15 protein-coding genes are annotated in these 20,886 nt (G+C 72.9%); 1 reads left to right on the plus strand and 14 read right to left on the minus strand.

What is annotated here, in order from left to right; genetic code table 11:
* Positions 1-12 precede the first annotated feature (12 nt).
* Together AB0J24_RS15040 and AB0J24_RS15045 are read right to left on the minus strand one after the other, a co-directional pair.
* Complete coding sequence (locus AB0J24_RS15040; protein WP_358681021.1) at positions 13-2,298, minus strand: bifunctional SulP family inorganic anion transporter/carbonic anhydrase; 2,286 nt, start codon at positions 2,296-2,298, stop codon at positions 13-15.
* 314 nt (positions 2,299-2,612) lie between these two features.
* The gene (locus AB0J24_RS15045) at positions 2,613-3,935 is read right to left on the minus strand and encodes an adenosylmethionine--8-amino-7-oxononanoate transaminase (RefSeq protein WP_358681023.1); all 1,323 of its coding nucleotides are present in this window, start codon (positions 3,933-3,935) and stop codon (positions 2,613-2,615) included.
* 40 nt (positions 3,936-3,975) lie between these two features.
* Here AB0J24_RS15045 and AB0J24_RS15050 point away from each other — a divergent pair, with 40 nt between their 5' ends.
* Positions 3,976-4,863: a PaaX family transcriptional regulator C-terminal domain-containing protein gene (locus AB0J24_RS15050; protein ID WP_358681025.1), complete on the plus strand. Its 888-nt coding sequence runs from the start codon at positions 3,976-3,978 to the stop codon at positions 4,861-4,863.
* A gap of 190 nt (positions 4,864-5,053) precedes the next feature.
* Here the strand turns inward: AB0J24_RS15050 and dnaE are convergent, their stop codons facing one another.
* The 12 genes from dnaE to pgeF form a co-directional block, all read right to left on the minus strand.
* A complete protein-coding gene (gene dnaE / locus AB0J24_RS15055) occupies positions 5,054-8,602 on the minus strand; it encodes a DNA polymerase III subunit alpha (protein WP_358681028.1) in 3,549 nt (1,182 codons plus the stop codon).
* A gap of 480 nt (positions 8,603-9,082) precedes the next feature.
* A complete protein-coding gene (locus AB0J24_RS15060; protein WP_358681031.1) occupies positions 9,083-9,811 on the minus strand; it encodes a hypothetical protein in 729 nt (242 codons plus the stop codon).
* Positions 9,808-10,725, minus strand: coding sequence for an RluA family pseudouridine synthase (locus AB0J24_RS15065; protein WP_358681033.1), 918 nt, complete (start codon positions 10,723-10,725; stop codon positions 9,808-9,810). Before AB0J24_RS15065 ends, AB0J24_RS15060 begins: the two co-directional genes overlap by 4 nt.
* A 21-nt stretch (positions 10,726-10,746) precedes the next feature.
* Entirely contained in the window at positions 10,747-11,292 is a 546-nt protein-coding gene (gene lspA, locus AB0J24_RS15070) for a signal peptidase II (protein WP_358681036.1), read from the minus strand.
* A gap of 67 nt (positions 11,293-11,359) precedes the next feature.
* The gene (locus tag AB0J24_RS15075; RefSeq protein WP_358681039.1) at positions 11,360-12,163 is read right to left on the minus strand and encodes a class I SAM-dependent methyltransferase; all 804 of its coding nucleotides are present in this window, start codon (positions 12,161-12,163) and stop codon (positions 11,360-11,362) included.
* 43 nt (positions 12,164-12,206) lie between these two features.
* Positions 12,207-15,431, minus strand: a complete 3,225-nt coding sequence (gene ileS, locus AB0J24_RS15080; protein ID WP_358681042.1) for an isoleucine--tRNA ligase — start codon at positions 15,429-15,431, stop codon at positions 12,207-12,209.
* 275 nt (positions 15,432-15,706) lie between these two features.
* Positions 15,707-16,129 carry a hypothetical protein gene (locus AB0J24_RS15085; protein WP_358681044.1) on the minus strand — a complete coding sequence of 141 codons (423 nt, stop codon included), beginning with the start codon at positions 16,127-16,129 and terminating at the stop codon, positions 15,707-15,709.
* A 1,143-nt stretch (positions 16,130-17,272) separates the two neighbouring features.
* Complete coding sequence (locus tag AB0J24_RS15090) at positions 17,273-18,133, minus strand: DivIVA domain-containing protein (protein WP_358681046.1); 861 nt, start codon at positions 18,131-18,133, stop codon at positions 17,273-17,275.
* Positions 18,134-18,180: 47 nt separating this feature from the next.
* Positions 18,181-18,477: a YggT family protein gene (locus AB0J24_RS15095; protein WP_358681049.1), complete on the minus strand. Its 297-nt coding sequence runs from the start codon at positions 18,475-18,477 to the stop codon at positions 18,181-18,183.
* 3 nt (positions 18,478-18,480) lie between these two features.
* Positions 18,481-19,233 carry a cell division protein SepF gene (gene sepF, locus AB0J24_RS15100; RefSeq protein ID WP_358681052.1) on the minus strand — a complete coding sequence of 251 codons (753 nt, stop codon included), beginning with the start codon at positions 19,231-19,233 and terminating at the stop codon, positions 18,481-18,483.
* 107 nt (positions 19,234-19,340) lie between these two features.
* Entirely contained in the window at positions 19,341-20,084 is a 744-nt protein-coding gene (locus AB0J24_RS15105) for a YggS family pyridoxal phosphate-dependent enzyme (RefSeq protein ID WP_358681055.1), read from the minus strand.
* Positions 20,085-20,089: 5 nt separating this feature from the next.
* The gene (pgeF, locus tag AB0J24_RS15110) at positions 20,090-20,884 is read right to left on the minus strand and encodes a peptidoglycan editing factor PgeF (RefSeq protein WP_358681057.1); all 795 of its coding nucleotides are present in this window, start codon (positions 20,882-20,884) and stop codon (positions 20,090-20,092) included.
* Positions 20,885-20,886 lie beyond the last annotated feature (2 nt).

Here is a 20,886-nt window from a genome sequence, read left to right on the forward strand (position 1 = left end):
CGGGCGATCACGTCACACCCGTTGCAGCGGCGTCGCCGTCGAGCCGATTCCGTGCCCGTGACCTGCGGCGATCCGGTCCAGGCCGGATCCGGTGGCGCCGGCGTCGGGTCGGATCGGGACGAACCGCCCGGCCTGTTCGTCCAGCACCAGGACCGCTGCGGTGCCGATGTCGTAGAACAGGCCGAGCTGGCGCGGACCCGATCGCGCGGCGCGCACCATCTCCACCTGCATCGCGACGTTGACCATGGCCAGCTGGTCGATCTCGTCGAAACCGTCGGCGGCGGCCGCGACGCCGACCGGATGCCCGCGCTCGAAGGCCCGCAGCACCGGACGCGCCTCGAGCAGCCACCGCCCGAGTGCACTGTCGGTGCCGGCCAGTCCGGCACGGAGCCCGGTCATCGCGCCGCAACCGGAGTGCCCGCAGACGACGACGAGCGGCACGTCGAGCGCCGACGTGGCGAACTCGACAGCGGCGGCGGTGCCCGGCCCGACCGCGAGGTTGCCGACGTTCTGGACGGTGAACACGTCACCGGGCCCGCTGTGGGTGATCACGTGCGGCAGCACCCGCGAGTCGGCACAGGCGATCATCATCGCCGACGGCGCCTGGCCGTCGGCGAGTGCGGACATCGTCGGACGGATCCGGTCCCGGGTGGTGTCGTGGTAGGCGGCGACCCCGGCCATCAGCGGCTCGTGCGGCTCCTGGTCGACGGGCTGGGCCGACTGCCACTGCGACCAGGTCGCATACGACGGCGCCGGAGCGGCGCGGGCCGCGTCCGGCTCGATCACCGTGACCCTCGCCCCGGTGCCTTCGTGACGGTCCTTCCAGGCGAGCAGGTGGTCGTAGGCGGCGTGGTCGAGGTAGTCGGTCACCAGCCGGACGGTGGTGTCGACCCCGCGCGGGACGGAGTTCAGCTCCCGGGACAACCGGGGCACCGAGAGGAAGCAGAGCGACCCCTCGACGACGAGCTCGCAGTGCCCGTCGGCGTGCTGTTCCAGGTGCGGGCGCGAGCGGACGGCCCGCCACAGCAGCGCGATCCCGGCGAGCGCGAGCCCGATCAGCACGCCTTCGAGCAGGTTGAGCGCGACGACGCCGGCCAGCGTCGCCAGGTAGATCGCCAGCTCGCCGTGCGAGCGGGCGGTGCGGATGTCGGCCGGTTTGACCAGCTGCGCGCCGACCACCACCAGCAGTCCGGCCAGCGCCGCCATCGGGATGAGCTCGATGACGTCGATCAGCACGACCGCGAACAGTGCGATCCAGACGCCGTGCAGCACACCCGAGGCCCTGGTCCGCGCGCCGGCGCGGACGTTCGCCGAGGACCGGACGATCACACCGGTGACCGGCAGGCCGCCGATCAGGCCGGAGACGGTGTTGGCCGCGCCCTGACCGAGCAGCTCCCGGTCGGCGTCGGTACGCGTACCGGGGCGCATCCGTTCGACGGCGACCGCGGACAACAGTGACTCCACGCTCGCGATCAGCGCGACCGTCAGCATCCCGCCGAGCACGCCCGCCCAGTCGGACTCGGGCAGCACCGGTGTGGAGAGCGCGTCGAGCAGCGAGCCACCCAGCTCCACCCGGACGACGCCGGCTGCGCCGGGGACGGCGAGCGAGAGCACCGTGGCGACGAGCACGGCGACCAGCGCGCCGGGCACCGCGGAGACCGGCCGGGGCAGGCGGGGCCAGGTCAGCATCAGCGCGACGACCAGCGCTCCGAGGAACAGGGCGGGTGGCGAGAGGTTCGTCATGGAGCCGGGCAGCGCGAGCAGCGAGTCGACCGCACCGGTGCGCGACTCACCGCCGAACACGACGTTGAGCTGGGAGACGGCGATGGTGACCCCGATCCCCGCGAGCATCCCGTGCACCACGGCGGGCGGGACGGCCTGTGCGAACCGGGCCAGCCGGGTGAGCCCGAAGACGACCTGCAGGACGCCGGCGCCGGCGGTGATCAGGCAGGTGACCTCCCAGCCGAAGCGGTTCACCAGCTCCGCGACGATCACCGTGAGGCCGGCCGCCGGGCCGGAGACCTGCAGCGGCGAGCCGCCGAGCAGACCGGCGACCACGGCGCCGACGACGGCGGCGACGAGCCCGGCGAGGATCGGCGCGCCGGAGGCGACCGCGATGCCGAGCGAGAGCGGTACCGCGACCAGGAACACCACCACCGACGCGGCGAGGTCGGCCCGCGCGTGCGGGAACATGCGGCCGAACCGGCCGCCCGGCGGGGAGTGCTCGCCCCGGCCCGACTCGGCCGGCGCGTGCTCGTCCCGGGTCGCCCGGGTGGAGCTGGTGCTGGTGTTGCTCATGCTGCTCGTACTGCAGGCGTTGCTGGAGTGACTGGAGTTGCTGGAGTGACTGTGCGGGTGCACCGGATCCTCCGAGATCGGTCCGTTGGGGGCGCCGGACCGCGACGACGCGGTCACTGCACGGCTGTGCCGGAGCGACGCCGCAGGGCTCGTGGCCCGCACCGGCGTCGCAGCTGCTCAGGCAAACGGATCGCGATGAGAGCGGTTCTCATCGACTCGGACGGCCACGACGAAACGCCCGGTCAGGGCCGTTCACCGGAGCGTGACGTGACTCGGCTCACACTCGGATGCACCCGGACCGGTGCCTCGATCCCCTACCGATCCTGTTGTCCGGCAAGGGCTGCGGCGCGCATCGCGGCCGTGATCAGGCCGATCTCCGCACGCGTGCAGACGAACGGAGGCATCGCGTAGACCAGGTTCCGGAACGGCCGGAGCCAGGCTCCGGCGAGCACCGCGGCGGCCGTCGCGGAGGGCAGGTCGACCTCGCCGTCGAGCTCGATCACGCCGATCGCACCGAGGATGCGGACCTCGCGCACCCCGGGCAGCGACCGCGCCGGAGCCAGCCCGGCACGCAGCCCGGCGGCGACGTCCTTCACCTCGCGCCGCCAGTCGCGCTCCAGCAGCAGGCTCACCGAGGCGTGCGCGACCGACGCCGCCAACGGGTTACCCATGAACGTCGGGCCGTGCATCAGGACCCCGGCCTCACCGTCGCTGATGCCCGCGGCCACCCGGGTGCTGCACAGCGTCGCGGCCATCGTCAGGTACCCGCCGGTCAGCGCCTTGCCGACACACATGACGTCGGGGGCGATCCCGGCGTGGTCGGCCGCGAACAGCTCACCGGTCCGCCCGAAGCCGGTGGCGATCTCGTCGAACACCAGCAGCACGTCGTGGGCCAGGCACAGCTCGCGCAGCACGTGCAGGTAGCGCGGGTCGTGGAAGCGCATCCCGCCGGCGCCCTGCACCACCGGCTCGACGATGACGGCGGCGAGCTCGTCGGCGTGCGTCTCGACCAGCTCGGCCAGGTGCGCGACGTAGTCGTGCGAGAAGTCCTCCGGCGGGGCGTCGGCGAACACCTGCCGGGGCAGCACGTCGGTCCACAGCGAGTGCATGCCGCCGTCGGGGTCGCAGACGCTCATCGCACCGAAGGTGTCCCCGTGGTAACCACCCCGCCACGTCATCAACCGGTGCTTGCCCGGGCGCCCACGGGAGCGCCAGTACTGCAGGCACATCTTGATGGCGACCTCCACCGACACCGAGCCGGAGTCGGCGAGGAAGACGTGCTCCAGCCCCTCGGGGGTGATCTCCACGAGCAGACGGGCCAGATCGACCGCCGGCCCGTGCGTGATCCCGCCGAACATCACATGGCTCATCCGGCCGAGCTGCTCCTGGATCGCCCCGTCCAGCCGCGGGTGGCGGTAGCCGTGGATCGCCGACCACCACGACGACATGCCGTCGACGAGCTCCCGGCCGTCCGGCAGCCGCAGCCGCACCCCGGACGCGGACTCCACGACCAGCGGGGTCGACGTCGCCGGCATCGGGGCGTACGGATGCCACACGTGCGACCGGTCGGCCGCGAGCAGTCCGGCAGGGTGGTACGGGGTCTCCCCCGGAGTGCGGTCGGGTCCGGGGGCGGTCACGGGAACCCACGGTAGTACCGGGTCCTAGGCTGGCCCGACCATGGCCACCCCATCCCGCGATCCCGAGCCCGTCGGGGCCGACCTTTCCGAAGGTCCGGCCCCGCGCCGCCGTGAGCTGGTCCCGACCTCCGCCCGGTCGCTGTTGCTCACCGTGCTGGGCGAGTTCGTCCTGCCCTCCGGTGAACCGGTCTGGACCCGGGTGCTGCTCGATGTGCTGGGCGAACTCGGGGTGGAGCCCAAATCGGCACGTCAGGCGCTGGCCCGCACCGCAGCCGAGGGGCTGCTCACCTCCGACCGCGACGGCCGCCGGGTCCGCTGGTCGCTGACCGCCCCCGGGCATCGACTGCTGTCCGAGGGCGCCGCACGGATCTATGCCTTCGGCCGGCCGGCCACCGGGTGGGACGGCCGGTGGCTGGTCCTGCTGGCCAGCGTCCCCGAGTCCCGGCGACGGTTACGGCACCGGCTCCGCACCCGGTTGGCCTGGGCCGGGCTCGGTTCCCCGGCGCCGGGGGTGTGGGTCTCCCCCGACCCGGGCAAGGAACCGCAGGTCGCCGCCGTCCTCGACGAGCTGGACCTGCGCGGCATGAGCAGCTCGTTCGTCGGGCACTACGGCGGCATCGGGCGCCCGGCCGACGTCGTCGAGCAGGCCTGGGACCTGGACCGGATCGAGCAGGCCTACTCCGAGTTCATCGACGAGTTCGAGCCCGATCGCCGGACGGGCCCGGTTCCCGGCCCGGGTGTGCTGGCCCGGCAGGTGCAGCTCGTGCACGCCTGGCGCCGGTTCCCGTTCCTCGACCCGGAGCTCCCCGCCGAGCTGCTCCCCGACCGGTGGGCGGGTGCCCGCGCCACCGATCTGTTCACCACGCTGCACGCCCGGTGGGACGCCGACGCCCGTGCCGCCTGGGCCGCCCTCGCCGCCGGGCCCTGAACCGCCGGCGCCGCACAGCGCCCCGCGCCCGTCGCACGCCGTGCCCGTCGCACGCCGCGCCGCGCCCGTCGCGCGCCGTGCACAGCACACCGTCGCGTGCCGCGCCGCGCACACCACCGAGATGCAGCTCAGCGGGCTGTAAAGATCAACAATTCCCGCTGAGCTGCATCTCGGCAGGCCGGGGACGGGCTCAGCCCAGACAGCCCGGGCCGAGCAGCGCCTTCAGATCGCCCATCAGGGCCGAGGTGTGCGTCACCTTCAGCGAGTCGTCCAGCTTCAGGGCGGTGACCTTCGTGCCGTAGACGAGCGACAGGTGCACCTCCGAGGTGCCCGGGTGGTGGGTCAGGACCTCCTTGAGCTTCGCGACCCGCTCCGGCGTGCACTGGTCGGTGCGCAGCGACACCCGGATGGGCAGACCGGCCTCACCGGCGGCGAGCTCGGGCACCGCGAGATCGTTGGCGATCAGCGAGACGCGGTCGTCGCGCTTGTTCACCCGCGCCTTGACCAGCACGATCGCGTCCTCCGCGACGTCCACCCCGACGACCTGGTAGGCCCGCGGGAAGAAGAGCACCTCGATCCCGCCGGCGAGGTCCTCGATCTGCGCGGACGCCCACGGCTCGCCGTTCTTGTTCACCCGCCGGTTCACGTTGGCGAGGATCCCGCCGACGGTGACCTGCGCGCCCTCGGGCACCGTGCCCTCGACGATGTCGGCGATCGAGGTGTCGGACTTCGCCGCGAGGGCCTGCTCCAGGCCCTGCAGCGGGTGCCCGGAGACGTAGAGGCCGAGCATCTCCCGCTCCACGGCCAGCTTGTGCTTGGAGTCCCACTCCTCGTCGGGGACCTTCACGTCGAAGATGCCTCCCAGGTCGGCACCGGCGTCGTCGCCGCCCGAACCGTCCATCGACCCGAACAGGTCGAACTGGCCCATCGACGCGGCCTTCTTGGTGCTCATCACGGCGTCGATCGCGTCGGCGTGCACCAGCAGCAGCCCCTTGCGGGAGTGCCCCAGCGAGTCGAACGCGCCCGCCTTGATCAGGGACTCGACGACCTTCTTGTTGCAGACGACCGCGTCGACCTTGCGCAGGAAGTCCGAGAAGTCGACGAAGTTCCCCTTCTCCCTGCGGGCGGCGACGATCGCGTCGACCACGTTGTGCCCGACGTTGCGGATGCCGCCCAGGCCGAACCGGATGTCGTCACCGACCGGGGCGAAGTTGCGCACCGAGTCGTTGACGTCCGGCGGGAGGACCGTGATGCCCATCCGTCGGCATTCGGCCAGGTAGACCGCGGCCTTGTCCTTGTCGTCCCGGACCGAGGTGAGCACCGCGGCCATGTACTCGGCCGGGTAGTTCGCCTTGAGGAACGCGGTCCAGTAGGAGACCACGCCGTACGCGGCGGAGTGCGCGCGGTTGAACGCGTAGTCGGAGAACGGGAGCAGGATGTCCCAGAGCGTCTTAACTGCGTCCTCGGAGTAGCCGTTCTCCTTCATCCCGCCGGCGAAGGTGACGTACTCCTTGTCCAGGATCTCCTTCTTCTTCTTGCCCATCGCGCGGCGGAGCAGGTCCGCCTGGCCCAGCGAGTAGCCCGCCAGCACCTGCGCGATCGACATGACCTGTTCCTGGTAGACGATCAGGCCGAACGTCTCGCCGAGCACCTCCTTGAGCGGCTCGGCCAGCTCCGGGTGGATCGGTGTGACCTCCTGCCGGCCGTTCTTGCGGTCGGCGTAGTCGTTGTGCGCGTTCGCGCCCATCGGGCCCGGCCGGTACAGCGCACCGACCGCGGAGATGTGCTCGAACTCGCTCGGCGCCATCCGGCGCAGCAGGTCCCGCATCGGGCCGCCGTCGAGCTGGAACACCCCGAGCGTGTCCCCGCGGGAGAGCAGCTCGTAGGTCTTCTTGTCGTCGAGCTCGAGGTGGTCGAGGTCGACGGCGGGCTTGCCGTTGAGCTCGATGTTCTCCAGGGCGTCGTCGAGGATCGTGAGGTTGCGCAGCCCCAGGAAGTCCATCTTGAGCAGACCGATGGTCTCGCAGACGCCCATGTCGAACTGCGTGATGATGGCGCCGTCGGACTCGCGGCGCTGGATCGGGATGACGTCGATCAGCGGCGTCGACGACATGATCACGCCGGCCGCGTGCACCCCCCACTGGCGCTTGAGCCCCTCCAGGCCGCGCGCGGTGTCTATGATCTCCTTGACCTGAGGGTCGGCCTCGTAGAGGGCGCGGACCTCGGTGGCCTCGGAGTACCGCTTGTGCGACGGGTCGAAGATCCCGGACAGCGGGATGTCCTTGCCCATCACGGCCGGCGGCATGGCCTTGGAGATCCGGTCGGCCACCGAGTAGCCGGGCTGGCCGAACAGCACCCGCGCCGAGTCCTTGATCGCGGCCTTCGCCTTGATCGTGGAGTAGGTGATGATCTGGGCGATCCGGTCCTCGCCGTACTTCTCCGTGGTGTAGCGGATCATCTCGCCGCGCCGGCGCTCGTCGAAGTCCATGTCGATGTCGGGCATGGACACGCGGTCCGGGTTCAGGAACCGCTCGAAGATCAGCTTGTGCCGGATCGGGTCGAGGTCGGTGATCCCCAGCACGTAGGCCACGAGCGACCCGGCGGCCGAGCCGCGGCCGGGGCCGCAGCGGATGCCGACCGACTTGGCGTGCTGGATCAGGTCGGCGGTCACCAGGAAGTAGCCGGGGTAGCCCATCTTGATGATGACGCCGACCTCGTAGTTCGCCTGCTGCCGGTACCGCTCGGTGACGCCGTTCGGGAACCGCATGTGCAGGCCCCGCTCGACCTCCTTGATCAGCCAGGACTCCTCGGTCTCGCCCTCGGGCACCGGGGCCTTGGGCTGCAGGTCCTGGCCCGTGGTGAAGTCGATGTTGCACCGCTCGGCCACGACGAGTGTGTTGTCGCAGGCCTCGGGGTGGATCGGGTCCCACAGCGCGCGCATCTCGTGCGCGGGCTTGAGGTAGAAGTCCTGCGCGTCGAACTTGAAGCGGTTCGGGTCGGCCAGGGTCTTCCCGGTCTGCACGCACAGCAGCACCTCGTGCGCCTTGGTGTCGTCCGGGTAGGTGTAGTGCAGGTCGTTGGTGGCCAGGCCGGGCAGGTCGAGCCGGTCCTTGAGCCGGAACAGGTCCTCCTGGACCCGCTTCTCGATCTCGATGCCGTGGTCCATCAGCTCCAGGTAGAAGTTGTCCTTCCCGAAGATGTCCCGGTAGTCGCTCGCCGCCTGGCAGGCGCCGTCGAAGTCGTTCTGCTGGAGCAGCCGGGCGACCTCGCCGGACGGGCAGCCGGTGGTCGCGATGAGCCCCTTGCCGTACTGCTCCAGGAGCTCACGGTCCATCCGCGGCTTGTAGTAGTAGCCCTCGAGGCTGGCCAGCGACGAGAGCCGGAAGAGGTTGTGCATCCCCTCGGTGTTCTCGGCGAGCAGCGTCATGTGGGTGTACATGAGGTCGGGGTTGTTCTCGCTGCCGTTCCCCAGCGCGGTGCGCTTGCGCTCGTGCCGGGACCCGGGTGCGAGGTAGCCCTCCATACCGATGATCGGCTTGATGTCGTGCGCCTTGGCCTTGCGCCAGAACTCGAAGGCTCCGTAGACGTTGCCGTGGTCGGTCATCGCGATCGCCGGCATCTCGTACTTGGCGGCCTCGGTGAACAGGTCGTCGAGCCGGGCGGCGCCGTCGAGCATCGAGAACTCGGTGTGGGTGTGCAGATGGACGAAGGAGCCCGTTCCGGATGTGCCGCCGGCCATGTGAGTTCCGCGCTCCTCTCCCGCGCCCTGGGGTGACGCGGTGCTCCCCGTGCCGCACGGTGCACGCCTGCCGGGGCGCACCGTGCCGTGCCACTTCACCCACCGGTCCCGGTGGCCGGAGGCGCGCCGGACGACACCCCGGCGCAGCTCCTGGCGGGGGCCGCGAGGGTGCCGGTGGGACTCCCGCGCGGGGCCCGGCCGACCGGATCGGTGAGGGGCCCAGACTAGCCGCGGGCCCCGACAGTTCCGGCGACCGCGGGGTCCCCCGCGGTCGGTGAGGCATCGCTCCAGCTCACGGCATCCGCGGCCCGCCGGCGGCGTGTCGGGCGTCGCCGGCCGGGCCCGGGCGGGCCCCGCGCCGTCCGCGCCGGCGGGGCCACCGGCCGGGCAGGCCCACCGGCCCGCGGGAGCACGGCCCGTCCGGCCGGGCCGATCTCACCCGCCCGGCCGGGCCGATCTCACCCGTGCGGCCGGCCGATCTCACCCGGGCGGCACCGGGCCGTCGTCGGGCGGCGGGGTCACCGCGGTCCGCTGCTCGGGCAGCAGCGGGGAGAGGGCCAGCTCCGCCGTCGCGGTGCCGGGGGGCGCGGCGTCGACGGCGCGCACCCCGTCGGTCGCGGCGAGCGCCTCCAGCTCGGCCCGCCCGGCCTGCACCACCAGCGCGAGGAGGCAGGCGCACTCCGGCCGGGCCAGCGTCGCCTGCTCGGCGGCGGCGACAGCGGCCCGGCGGCTCAGCACCGACCTGGCCTCCGGATCCGTCATCCCCTCGGCGGCGCGGCGGGCCCGGTCGGCGTCGGCCGTCGCACCGAACGCGGCCCGCTCCCGGGCGACGCCCAGCGCGGCCTCCGGATCGCCGGTACCGGCGACCGGCTCGAACCGCAGCGCCGTCTGCACCCGGTCGATCGGCACCCGGAACACCGCGGTGTCGACCGTCGCACCTCCGGCGACCGCCGCCGCACCGGCAGCGTCGAGCGGCTGCTCGAACTGGACGAGCGCGGGCGCCCGTTCGCCGGCCGGCGGCAACCGCGCGGGCAGCGCAGCGAGATAACCCGCGACGTCCTGGCCGGCATCGGGACCGAGCCGCACCGCGCCGGTCGCCACCCCTGACGGGGACGGCGGACCCGACCCCGCCACCCACAGCGCCCCCAGCAGCACGACACCCATCAGCGCGACGACCGCCCACAGCCCGCGGGTGCTCAGCCCGGTCACGGGTCGCGCAGTGCCTCGAGCGCAGCGGCCAGGTCGTCCGGGTAGGGGCTGGTGAATTCGGCGTACCGGCCGTCGGCGGGATGGGCGAAACCCAGCGTCCTGGCGTGCAGCCACTGCCGGGTCAGCCCGACCCGCTTCGCGAGCGTCGGGTCCGCCCCGTAGGTCAGATCACCGACGCAGGGATGGCGCAGCGCCGAGAAGTGCACCCGGATCTGGTGGGTCCGCCCGGTCTCCAGGTGCACGTCGAGCAGGCTGGCCGAGCGGAACGCCTCGATCGTGTCGTAGTGGGTGACGCTCGGCTTTCCGCTCTGCATCACCGCGAACCGGTAGTCGTGGCGCGGGTGCCGGTCGATCGGCGCGTCGATCGTGCCGGACGACGGATCGGGATGCCCCTGCACGACGGCGTGGTAGCGCTTGTCCACGGTGCGCTCCTTGAACGCCCGCTTCAACGCCGTGTAGGCGTGCTCGGACGTCGCGACCACCATGACACCGGTGGTGCCGACGTCGAGCCGGTGCACGATCCCCTGCCGCTCGGCGGCACCGGAGGTGGACAGCCGGAACCCCAGCGCCGCCAGGCCGCTGGTGACGGTCGGCCCGGTCCAGCCCGGCGAGGGGTGCGCGGCGACGCCGACCGGCTTGTCGACGACGACGATGTCGTCGTCGGAGTGCAGCACGGTGAGACCGGCGACGACCTCCGTCGGGCCCGCGATGGCCGGCTCGGCGGGCTCGGCGTCGGGCAGCTCGACCTCCAGCCACGCCCCGCCGAGCAACCGGTCGGACTTCCCGGCGACGCTGCCGTCCACCTGGATCCGCCCGGCCTCGGCCAGTCCGGCGACGACCGTGCGGGACAGGCCCAGCAGGCGGGACAGACCGGAGTCGATCCGCATGCCGTCCAGGCCGTCGGGGACGGGCATGCTGCGCAGGTCACCCACCGCTCACTCACCCACCCGGCCGTCGATCTCCACCCCGCGCAGCGCCATCAGCACCAGCAGGATCCCGCCGCAGACGAGCGCGGAGTCGGCGATGTTGAACACCGGGAAGATGCTGCCGTCCGGCGAGAACGCGGCGAACATGTCGACGACGTGCCCGCGCATGGGGCCCGGCGACCGGAAGAACCGGTCCATCAGGTTCCCGAGGGCACCGCCGAGCACCAGCCCGAGCCCGATCGCCCAGCCGGTGGAGGCCAGCTTGCGCGCGATCCAGATGATCACCCCGACCACGACGACGGCGATGATGGTCAGCACCCACGTGTACCCGGTGGCCATCGACCAGGCGGCGCCCGGGTTGCGCAGCAGCGTCAGGTAGAGGAAGCCGTCGATCACGGTGACCGGGTCGCGGTGCTCCAGCGTCGCGACGGCGGCGACCTTGGTGGCCACGTCGAGGGCGAGCACGGCCGCGGCGATCCCGGCCAGCAGGAACACCCCGCGCCGCCGCAGGACGGGATCGACGGGTGCTTCGCCGGCGGATGGGTCGGAGCTCACGCCCCCGAGTATGACGAGCGGCACCGGGGCCCCTCGCAGCGGTCCGGGTCGGGGCCCCGTCCCGGGCTCAGGGCGACCAGGCGAGCGTGACCACGTCGGTGCGCCGGGGCGGCACGTCCCGCAGGGCCGCGTCGACCTCGGCGGTCCGCGACGCGGGCAGGCACAGCCGGCGGGTCACCCAGGCCGCGTCGTGCGGGAGCCGCCGGTCCCGGGTCCAGCGGCGCACCTCCGGGTCGACGCCGAGCTCCTCGCGCAGCACCGCGACGGCGTCGTCGGCGGTGGCGCTCGGCGGGCGGTGCAGGTCGTGGAACCGCGCCCACAGCGGGTCCAGCCAGGCCATCGGGTGCTCGGGCAGCATCTCGATCACCACACCGCCCGCCCCGCCGCGGACGGCGGCGTGCAGCGCCGCCAGGAACGGTGGCAGATCGACGACGTTGTGCAGCACGTGGTGGCAGAGCACGACGTCGTGCCGACCGGCATCGTCGGCGACGTCGGGCCAGGTGCCGTGCACGGTGCCGTACGGGATCCCGCGTTCGCGGGCCGCCGCGGCGAACACGGCGAGCATGTCGGCCTGCCGGTCCACGCCGACCACCCGCGCCACCGGTGAGGGGTCGGGCAGCGCCGCGGCGAACGCAGCGTCACCGCCCCCGCAGCCGACGTCGAGCACCGAGACACCGGCGCAGCTGCGGGCGGCCGCACGTTCGGCGAGCGCCCGGGCCGCGGCCCGGGACGGGGTGTCGACCGGCTCGGCCGCGGGTGCGAAGTCGGCGGCGCGGTGGGTCCACGGGTCGGCGGGGGCGGCGCGCCGGATGTGCTCGGGGATCCCCCGGCCGGACTGCAGTTCCCGCCACCGATCCGCTGCCCCGCCCATCCCCCGGAGCCTAGGCCGCGGTGCGCAGGCCGGCGCACCGCGGTCAGGCGCGCTCGACCCGCGCGCGCAGCTCGACCGCGGACCCGTCCGGGCCCACCACCTGGCCTGTGGACGTCCCGTCGGGCACCGGCCCGTAGGCCACCGATGTCGCGAGCACCTCACCGCTGACGAACGACTCGTGCGCGCGGACGGCGTCGAGCACCGCGGCCGGGCCGTCCAGGGTCAGCGCGATCCGGTCGGCCACCGCCAGTCCGGCGTCGCGGCGGGCCTGCTGGACGACCCGGACGACGTCGCGGGCGGTGCCCTCGGCGGCCAGCTCCGGCGTCACGGTCGTGTCGAGCACGACGAGCCCGGCGTTACCCGGCAGCGCCGCGGTGTGCGCCGGATCGGCGGCGACGAGCCGTTCGGTGTACTCGCCGTCGAGCAGGGTGATCCCGGCGGCGACGACGCTGCCGTCCGCCTCCTGCGACCACTCGCCCGCCTTCACCGCGCGGATGCACTTCTGCACGTCGGACCCGAGACGCGGGCCTGCCGCACGGGCGTTCACGGCCAGCTCGAAGCGGCCGTGCCGGGCGACGTCGTCGGTCAGCTCGACCGACCGCACGTTCACCTCGTCGCGCAGCAGCCCGGTGAAGGGCTCCAGCGAGGCGGCGTCGGCGGCGGCGACGGTGAGCCCGGGCAGCGGCTGGCGCACCCGGACCTTCGCCGACTTGCGCAGCGACAGCGCCGCCGACGCGACCTGCCGGATCCGGTCCATCCCGGCGACCAGCTCCGCGTCGTGCGGCAGGCCGGCACCGGTGGCGTCCCCCGACAGCGCCGGGTCGGGCCCGCCCGGCCAGTCGGCGAGGTGCACCGAGCGGCCCCCGGTGAGCCCGCGCCAGATCACCTCGGTGGTCAGCGGCAGCAACGGTGCCGCGACCCGGCAGGTCACCTCCAGCACGGTGTGCAGGGTGTCCACGGCGTCCCGCCGGACGGTCTCGGCGTCGGCGGAGCCGGTCGCCCAGAAGCGCTCCCGGGACCGCCGGACGTACCAGTTGGTGAGGGTCTCGGCGTGCTCGCGGATCCGCTCGCAGGCCCCGGCGATGTCGTAGGAGTCCAGCGCCGCGGTGACGCCGTCGACCAGGTCGGCGGTCTTGGCCAGCACATAGCGGTCCAGCACGTGCTGGCTGTCGGTGCGGAACGTCCCGCGCTGCCCACCGGCGTAGAGCGACAGGAAGTACCAGCTGTTCCACAGCGGCAGGATCGCCTGCCGGACACCCTCCCGGATGCCCTGCTCGGTGACGACCAGGTTCCCGCCGCGCAGGATCGGGCTGGCCATGAGGAACCACCTCATGGCGTCCGAGCCGTCCCGGTCGAACACCTCGTTGACGTCCGGGTAGTTCTTGCGCGACTTCGACATCTTCGCACCGTCGTCGCCCAGGACGATGCCGTGCGCCGAGCAGTTGCGGAACGCGGGCCGGTCGAACAGCGCCGTCGCCAGGACGTGCAGCGTGTAGAACCAGCCGCGGGTCTGTCCGTTGTACTCGACGATGAAGTCGCCGGGATAGTGGTGCTCGAACCAGTCGGCGTTCTCGAACGGGTAGTGCACCTGGGCGAACGGCATCGAACCGGACTCGAACCAGCAGTCCAGCACCTCCGGCACCCGGCGCATGGTCGAGCTGCCGGTCGGATCGTCCGGGTTGGGCCTGGTCAGCTCGTCGATGTAGGGCCGGTGCAGGTCGGTCGGGCGGACCCCGAAGTCACGCTCCAGCTCGTCGAGCGAGCCGTAGACGTCGGTCCGGGGGTAGCGCGGGTCGTCGGACTGCCACACCGGGATGGGACTGCCCCAGTACCGGTTACGGGAGATGCCCCAGTCGCGGGCGCCCTCCAGCCACTTCCCGAACTGGCCGTCCCGGACGTGCGACGGGGTCCAGTTGATCTGCTGGTTCAGCTCGACCATCCGGTCCCGGAACTGGGTGACGCGCACGAACCAGGAGTCGACGGCGCGCTGGATGAGGGCGTTGCCGCAGCGCCAGCAGTGCGGGTACGGGTGGTCGTAGGTCTCGTGCCGGAGCAGCACGCCGCTGACGTGCTCGGACGTGCGTTCCTTCAGGTCCCGGATGATCTGCGGGTTCGCGTCGAACACCTGCATCCCGGCGTACGGCGGCACCTCGGTGGTGAACTCGCCGCGCGAGTCGACCGGGTTGACCACCTCGATGCCGGCCGCGTCGGTGACCTCCTTGTCCTCCTCACCGAAGGCCGGGGCGATGTGCACCAGCCCGGTCCCGTCCTCGGTGGTGACGTAGTCGGCGGCCAGCACGCGGTGCGCGTTCTCCCGGCCCTCGAAGAAGTCGAACGGCGGGGTGTAGCTCGCACCGAGCAGGTCGGAGCCCGTCACCCGGGCGACGACGGCCGGCTCGTCGCCGAGCTCACGGGCGTACGCACCGACGCGCGCCTCGGCGAGCAGCCACCGCTCGGTCGCACCGTCGGCCGTGGCGGACTCGACGACCACGTAGTCGACGTCCGGGTGCACCGCGACGGCGAGGTTCGACGGCAGCGTCCACGGGGTGGTCGTCCAGACCAGCGCGAGGGCTCCGTCGACGGCCTCGTTCCCGGTGCCGGACAGCCGCAGGCCCACGGTGACGGCCGGGTCCTGCCGGTCGAGGTAGACGTCGTCCATCTTGGTCTCGGTGGCGCTCAACGGTGTCTCGCACCGCCAGCAGTACCAGAGCACCCGAAAACCGGAGTAGACCAGGCCTTTGTCCCACAACGACTTGAACGCCCACATGACGGACTCCATGTAGTCCAGGTCGAGCGTCTTGTAGTCGTTGTCGAAGTCGACCCAGCGCGCCTGGCGGGTCACGTAGTCGCGCCACTCGCCGGTGTAGCGCAGCACGGAGGTGCGGCACGCCTCGTTGAACGCGGCGACGCCCATCTCCTCGATCTCGGACTTGTGCTTGATGCCGAGCTGGTTCTCGGTCTCGACCTCGGCCGGGAGACCGTGGGTGTCCCAGCCGAAGCGCCGCTCGACCCGGTTGCCGCGCATGGTGCGGTAGCGCGGGACGACGTCCTTCACATAGCCGGTGAGCAGGTGGCCGTAGTGCGGCAGCCCGTTGGCGAACGGCGGGCCGTCGTAGAAGACGTACTCGCGCGAGCCGTTCTCCCCGGCGGGGCGCTGCTCGACCGAGGCGCGGAACGTGTCGTCGGCCTCCCAGGAGGCCAGGACGTCGCGTTCCAGCGCGGGGAACGTGGGATGTGCGGGGACCTCGGGGTAACCCGTGTCGCTCATGGCCGGCTCCTCGTGCGAATGTCGGTTCGCACGGGGACGACGACGACCCGTGTGGGCCGTGCCGCGGTACCACCCCGCTTGCGCACCCTGGATCGCGTGCGCCACTCGTTCGGCGGCGATGACGGGCCGCACCCGTCCGGTTCTACTCCGGCCCGCACGGGGCGGGCCGTTTCTTCCGGAGGCTCCCCGGTGATGGCCGGATCGGTGCCTGTGGAACCAGAGTAGCGCGCGGGCGCACGCGGTTGTTCCGCAGCCCGGGGCCCGCGGTCGCCGCGCTAGCGGACCTGCGCCGGGTGCCGCTCGCCGAGCGACCGGTTCGGCGAGCACCAGCCGCACGGGGTGAACCCGAGCTCGACGGCCTCGCTGACCGGCAACGGGATCACCGGCCTGCCGGGCAGGGCCCGGCAGCTCTGCACGTGGTAGCGCGGGTGCTCGTCGATCACGAGCACCTCGTCGGGCAGCCGGGCGACCAGGCTCGCCAGCGTCGGGTCACGCGGTTCCTCCGGGGCGTCGCCGAGGACCGGCTGCGCCTCGGGGGCCGCCGCGCCGGCGGGACCTCCCTCGGACGGCGGCCGTCCGGTTTCCGGCCCCGCGCCCGCTGCTGCGGCAGCGGCGCCCTGCGCCGCGCCGCTCGCGGCCGCGGTGCTCGCACCGGCACGGTCACCACCGCCCTGCGGCGGGGTGCCGGCGAGCGGCACCGCCGGCGACGACGGCTCCGCGGGGCCCGGGGGCCTCCCGGGCCCTCCGGCGAGAGTCGGGTCGCCGGGCCGGTCCGCCGGTGCCGCAGCAGCACCGCCGGGGCCGGATGACTCGGACGGGGCGGCTCCGGGACGACCCCCGGCCTCGCCCGAGGAGGACCCGGAGCCGAAGCCGGGATCGCTCGCACTGTCACGCGGGCCGGCGGCCGATGCCGTCGTGTCGCTCCGGCTCACCCCAGCGGAGCCGGCCGGCGACCGGTCGGAGCCGTGCGGCGGGACGCCCGCCGCACCCGGGGGTTCGGACCGTGCCGCGCCGGGCGCGCCGCTCGCGCGGCCGTCACCGGACGACGCGGGCCCCTCGGAACGCGCGGGGTCGCCGCCACGACCCGTGTCGTTCCGCGTGGCCTGCCCCGAACCGCCCGGTGCCTCGGGTACGCCCGGCGCGCCGGAGGTGCCGGTCGTGTCCGGCGCTTCGGGCACACCCGGCGTTCCCGGGGATCCCGACGGCTGCGCCGCATCCGCCGCCGCGACCTCGGGTGGGCGACCACCGGAGGGTGCATCGGTGCCCGCCGCATCGCTCGCCGTCACCGAGTGTGACGAAGAACCACCCGATCGGGAAACGGCAGGCGGTCCGTCCTCAGAGCCGGACGGCCGGACGACGGGGATCTGGATGGTCGCATCGGAGGCGTTGAACGCCTCCGGTGCTCCCCCGGGACCACGGTCCACCGGCGATCCTGCTGCAGGGGCTGCTCCCGGCCGTCCCGGACCACCCGTCTCCGGCCGGACGACCGGCAGGATCTGGGTGGCGGGTTCCAGATCGGGCCCGTGACCCCGGGCCCGGGCCGACCGATCCGGCGCCTGCGCGGCGTCCGGGCTCTCCGACCGGTCACCGGCGCGGACCGCGGACCGGGTCTGCCACCAGTCGTAGAGCAGCACCAGACCCGCGATCAGGCAGACGCCCACCGACGTCCAGAACAGGGCCACGACCTGCAGGAACCATCCCGCAAGCCAGAGCGCCAGCGCGATCGCGACCAGCACCAGCACCAGCATCAACATCGGCGAACTCCGTCGGTCGGCAGTGGCACCCGGCCGCTACCCCATCGTCGTCGGACGACCCGGCGCGCGTTGCCCGCGCGCCGGGGATCAGCTCCCGGTGTCGGCCCGCTGGCCGTAGCCGGAGGCGGCGTAGCCACCGTTCGAACCGGAACGGTTCGCGTTACCGGAGTTGTCCGTCGGCGCAGCGGACCCGCGCCCTTCCAGGTCGCGCAGCTGCGACTCCAGATAGGTCTTGAGGCGAGTGCGGTACTCGCGCTCGAAGGTGCGGAGCTCGTCGATCTTCTTCTCCAGCACGGACTTGTCCCGCTGGATCGCACCCATGATCTCGTTCTGCTTGCGCTCGGCATCGCTGACCAGGCTGGCGGCCTTGTCGCGGGACTGCCGCTCGAGCGTCTCGGAGCGGGTGCGGGCGTCGTTGAGCATGGTCTCCGCGCGCGAGCGCGCGTCGTTGACCAGGCCGTCCGCCTTCGTCCGGGCGTCGGAGAGGAGCTGCTCGGACTTCGTCCGCGCGTCCGACAGCATCGTGTCGGCCTCGTTCTTCGCCTCGGCCGTCAGCCGGTCGGCCATCTCCTGGGCCAGGCCCAGGACCTTGGCCGCCTGCACGTGGTGGTCACCACCGTCGGCGTCGGCGGATCCCCCCACACCGGCGAGCTGCGGAGCCGGGGCACCGCCACCGCGTCCCAGCGGCGACGGGGACGCCTGCAGCGCCTGCGTCTGTGCCGGGCCCTGCTGGTTGCGGGCCTCCTCCAGGTCTGCCTCGGCGTCGCCGAGGCGCTGCTCGAGCTGCGCGACCTGGTCTCGGAGATCGTCGTTCTCCCCGATCAGCCGGGCCAGTTCGGCCTCGACCAGATCGAGGAAGGCGTCGACCTCGTCCTCGTTGTACCCCCGCTTCCCGATCGGGGGTTTGCTGAACGCGACGTTGTGAACGTCGGCGGGCGTCAGCGGCATCGGATCACCTCATGCGGTCCTCGGCGGCACTCCCGGGTGACTGGGGCTCAACCCAGGAGCTGTGATCTGACGATGCTCATCGAGATGAACACCACCAGCAAGAGCACCATAATCGACAGGTCCAGTCCTACGCCTCCGATCCGGACCACGGGGATCACTCTCCGCAGCAACTTGACCGGAGGGTCGGTCGCGGTGAAGACGACCTCGAGCGCCACCGCGGGGGCTCCGGCCGGTCGCCACTGACGCGCGAAGGACCGGACCATCTCGACGACGATCCGGGCCGCGAGCAGCAGCCAGAAGAAGAACAGGACGTAATAGATCAGGAAGCCGATGGCGGTGGACACGCGTCAATCCTGTCGGAAAGCTCCGCGCTCGGCGAGCCTGCGTGCGTCGTCCGCGGACACCTCGACGTCCGCCGGGGTGAGAAGAAACACCCGGTCGGTAACCTTGTCGATCGATCCGCGCAGGGCGAACGCCAGGCCTGCGGCGAAGTCCACCAGGCGTTTTGCCGCAGCACCGTCGAGGTCGGTGAGGTTCATGATGACCGGCACACCGTCGCGGTAGCGCTCGCCGATCGTGCGCGCCTCGTTGTAGCTGCGCGGGTGCAGGGTCGTGATCGAGGCGGGCGCGACGGCCGTCCGGTCGCGCTGCTCGGGCACCGTCGACGGCGCCGGCGCGACCGGCGCCGGCCGCTCGTCACGCTGGTGTTCCCGAGAGGGGCTCCGGAAGGCATCCGGATCCATCGCCAGCGACCCGCGGACGGCCGCTCCGGCGGCACCCCCGATCGGCGCGACCCGCCCGATGTGGTCCACCGGCTCCCGCTCACCGCGCGGATCCGGCCGCACACCGCGCGCTGGACGGGGGGTGTCCCGCGCCGTGCGGGGACCCCACCCGTCGTCGTAGCTCGCGGGGGCGTCGTATCGCTCGTCCTCGTAGGTGTCCTGGTCGGCGAACCGACCCCCGGCGGTCGCCCAACGGTCACCGCGACCGCTCGGGGAGTGCTCGTGGGCCGCCCGGTAGTGGCTCGGTTCGTCGACGTAGTCCATCTCGTCGGCCGGGACCATGCCGAAGTACGCCTTCAGCCGGTACATCGCGCTCATCCGCTGTCCCCTCGCAGTACTGCTCGACTCCGTACGCACTCACCTCGCGCGCACCCGCGTTCTCGCGACGGTCTCGCCGATGGCCTCGTACCCGCACCGACCAGCGATTACTCCGAGGTTATCCGCCGGTCCCCCACAAGGGCCGTACCGACACGCACCACTGTCGATCCGTGATCGACCGCGATCTCCAGGTCACCACTCATGCCGGCGGACAGGGTGCGGGCCGACGGGTGGCGTTCCCGGACCCGCGCGGCCGCCGCGGCGATCGCGGCGAACGACCTCGCGGGCTCCCCGCCGAGCGGCGCGACGGCCATCACCCCGGTGAGTTCCAGGCCGGGCAGTTCCGCGACCAGGTCGGCGAGCGCGTCCAGCCCGTCATCGGGAACGCCGCCGCGTGCGGGGTCGCCGTCCACGCTGTACTGCAGGAGCACCGGCAACGGGCCGCTCCGCTCCCCCCGCTCGCGCAGGCGGTCCACCTCCTTGTCGATCGCCCGGGCCAGCCGGGCGGAGTCGACGGACTGGATGCAGGTCACCCACGGGAGCACCGTGCGTACCTTGTTGCGCTGCAGGCCACCGACGAAGTGCCATCGGGTCGACGCGCCGGGACGCGTCGCGGCGACGTCGCGCACCTTGGCCGCCAGCTCCTGGGCCCGGTTCTCGGCGAACTCGACGAGCCCGAGATCGATGAGATCAGCGACGTCGGCGGGCGGGACGGTCTTCGTCACCGCGAGCAGTGACACCTCGGCCGGATCACGGCCCGCGGCGCGGCAGGCCGCCTCCAGGCGTCCGCGGACCGCGGAAAGTCGTTCCTTCAGCTCGGCGGTGCGTTCCGGGGCGTTCGGCTCGGCCACACCGGTCATCGTGCCGCGCCTGCCGCAGCGCGGCGAGGGTCGCGCACGTCACGCGGGTCGAGCCAGGTGATCCCGGCCTGCCGGCCGCACCGGCCCTCCCGGCGGTGGCTGTACAGGTCGGGATCCTCGACGGTGCAGCGCGGATCGGTGCCGACCCGGGTCACTCCGAGGTCGGCGAGCCTGCGGGACAGCCCGGCCCGCAGGTCCAGACCGGGAGTGCCGGTGCGGGTGGTCGACGCGCTGCCCGGCAGCGCCGCCTCGACCTCGTCGCGCATCGCACCGGGGACCTCGTAGCACCGTCCGCACACCGCGGGCCCCAGCAGTACCTCGAGCCGTTCCACGGTCGCCCCGAGCGTGGTCATCTCCCCGACCACGGCATCGAGCACCCCGGCCGCGGCGCCCGCCCGGCCCGCGTGTGCCGCACCGACCACTCCGGCCACGGGGTCGCCGAGGAGCACCGGGACGCAGTCCGCGGCGAGCACCGCGATGCCGAGCAGGGGAACATCGGTCACCACGGCGTCGACATCGGGCAGGTCGGGGGCGACCCCGCCGGTGCCCGGACGGGCCCGCGGCGCCTCCCGCAGCACCGCCACGTCCCGGCCGTGCACCTGGCGCAGGAAGACCAGCCCGCTCAGGCCCAGCTCGCGCACGATCCGGGCCCGGTTCGCGGCCACCGCGGCCGGGTCGTCGCCGACACCGAGCGAGAGGTTGAAGCGGGAGAACGGCCCGGCCGACCGGCCGCCCGCCCTGGTCGTCGTGACCCGGCGGACGCGGACCGGTGGCGAGTCGGCCTGCGGCACCG

Source organism: Pseudonocardia sp. NPDC049635, assembly GCF_040659795.1.
Classification (GTDB): Bacteria; Actinomycetota; Actinomycetes; order Mycobacteriales; family Pseudonocardiaceae; genus Pseudonocardia.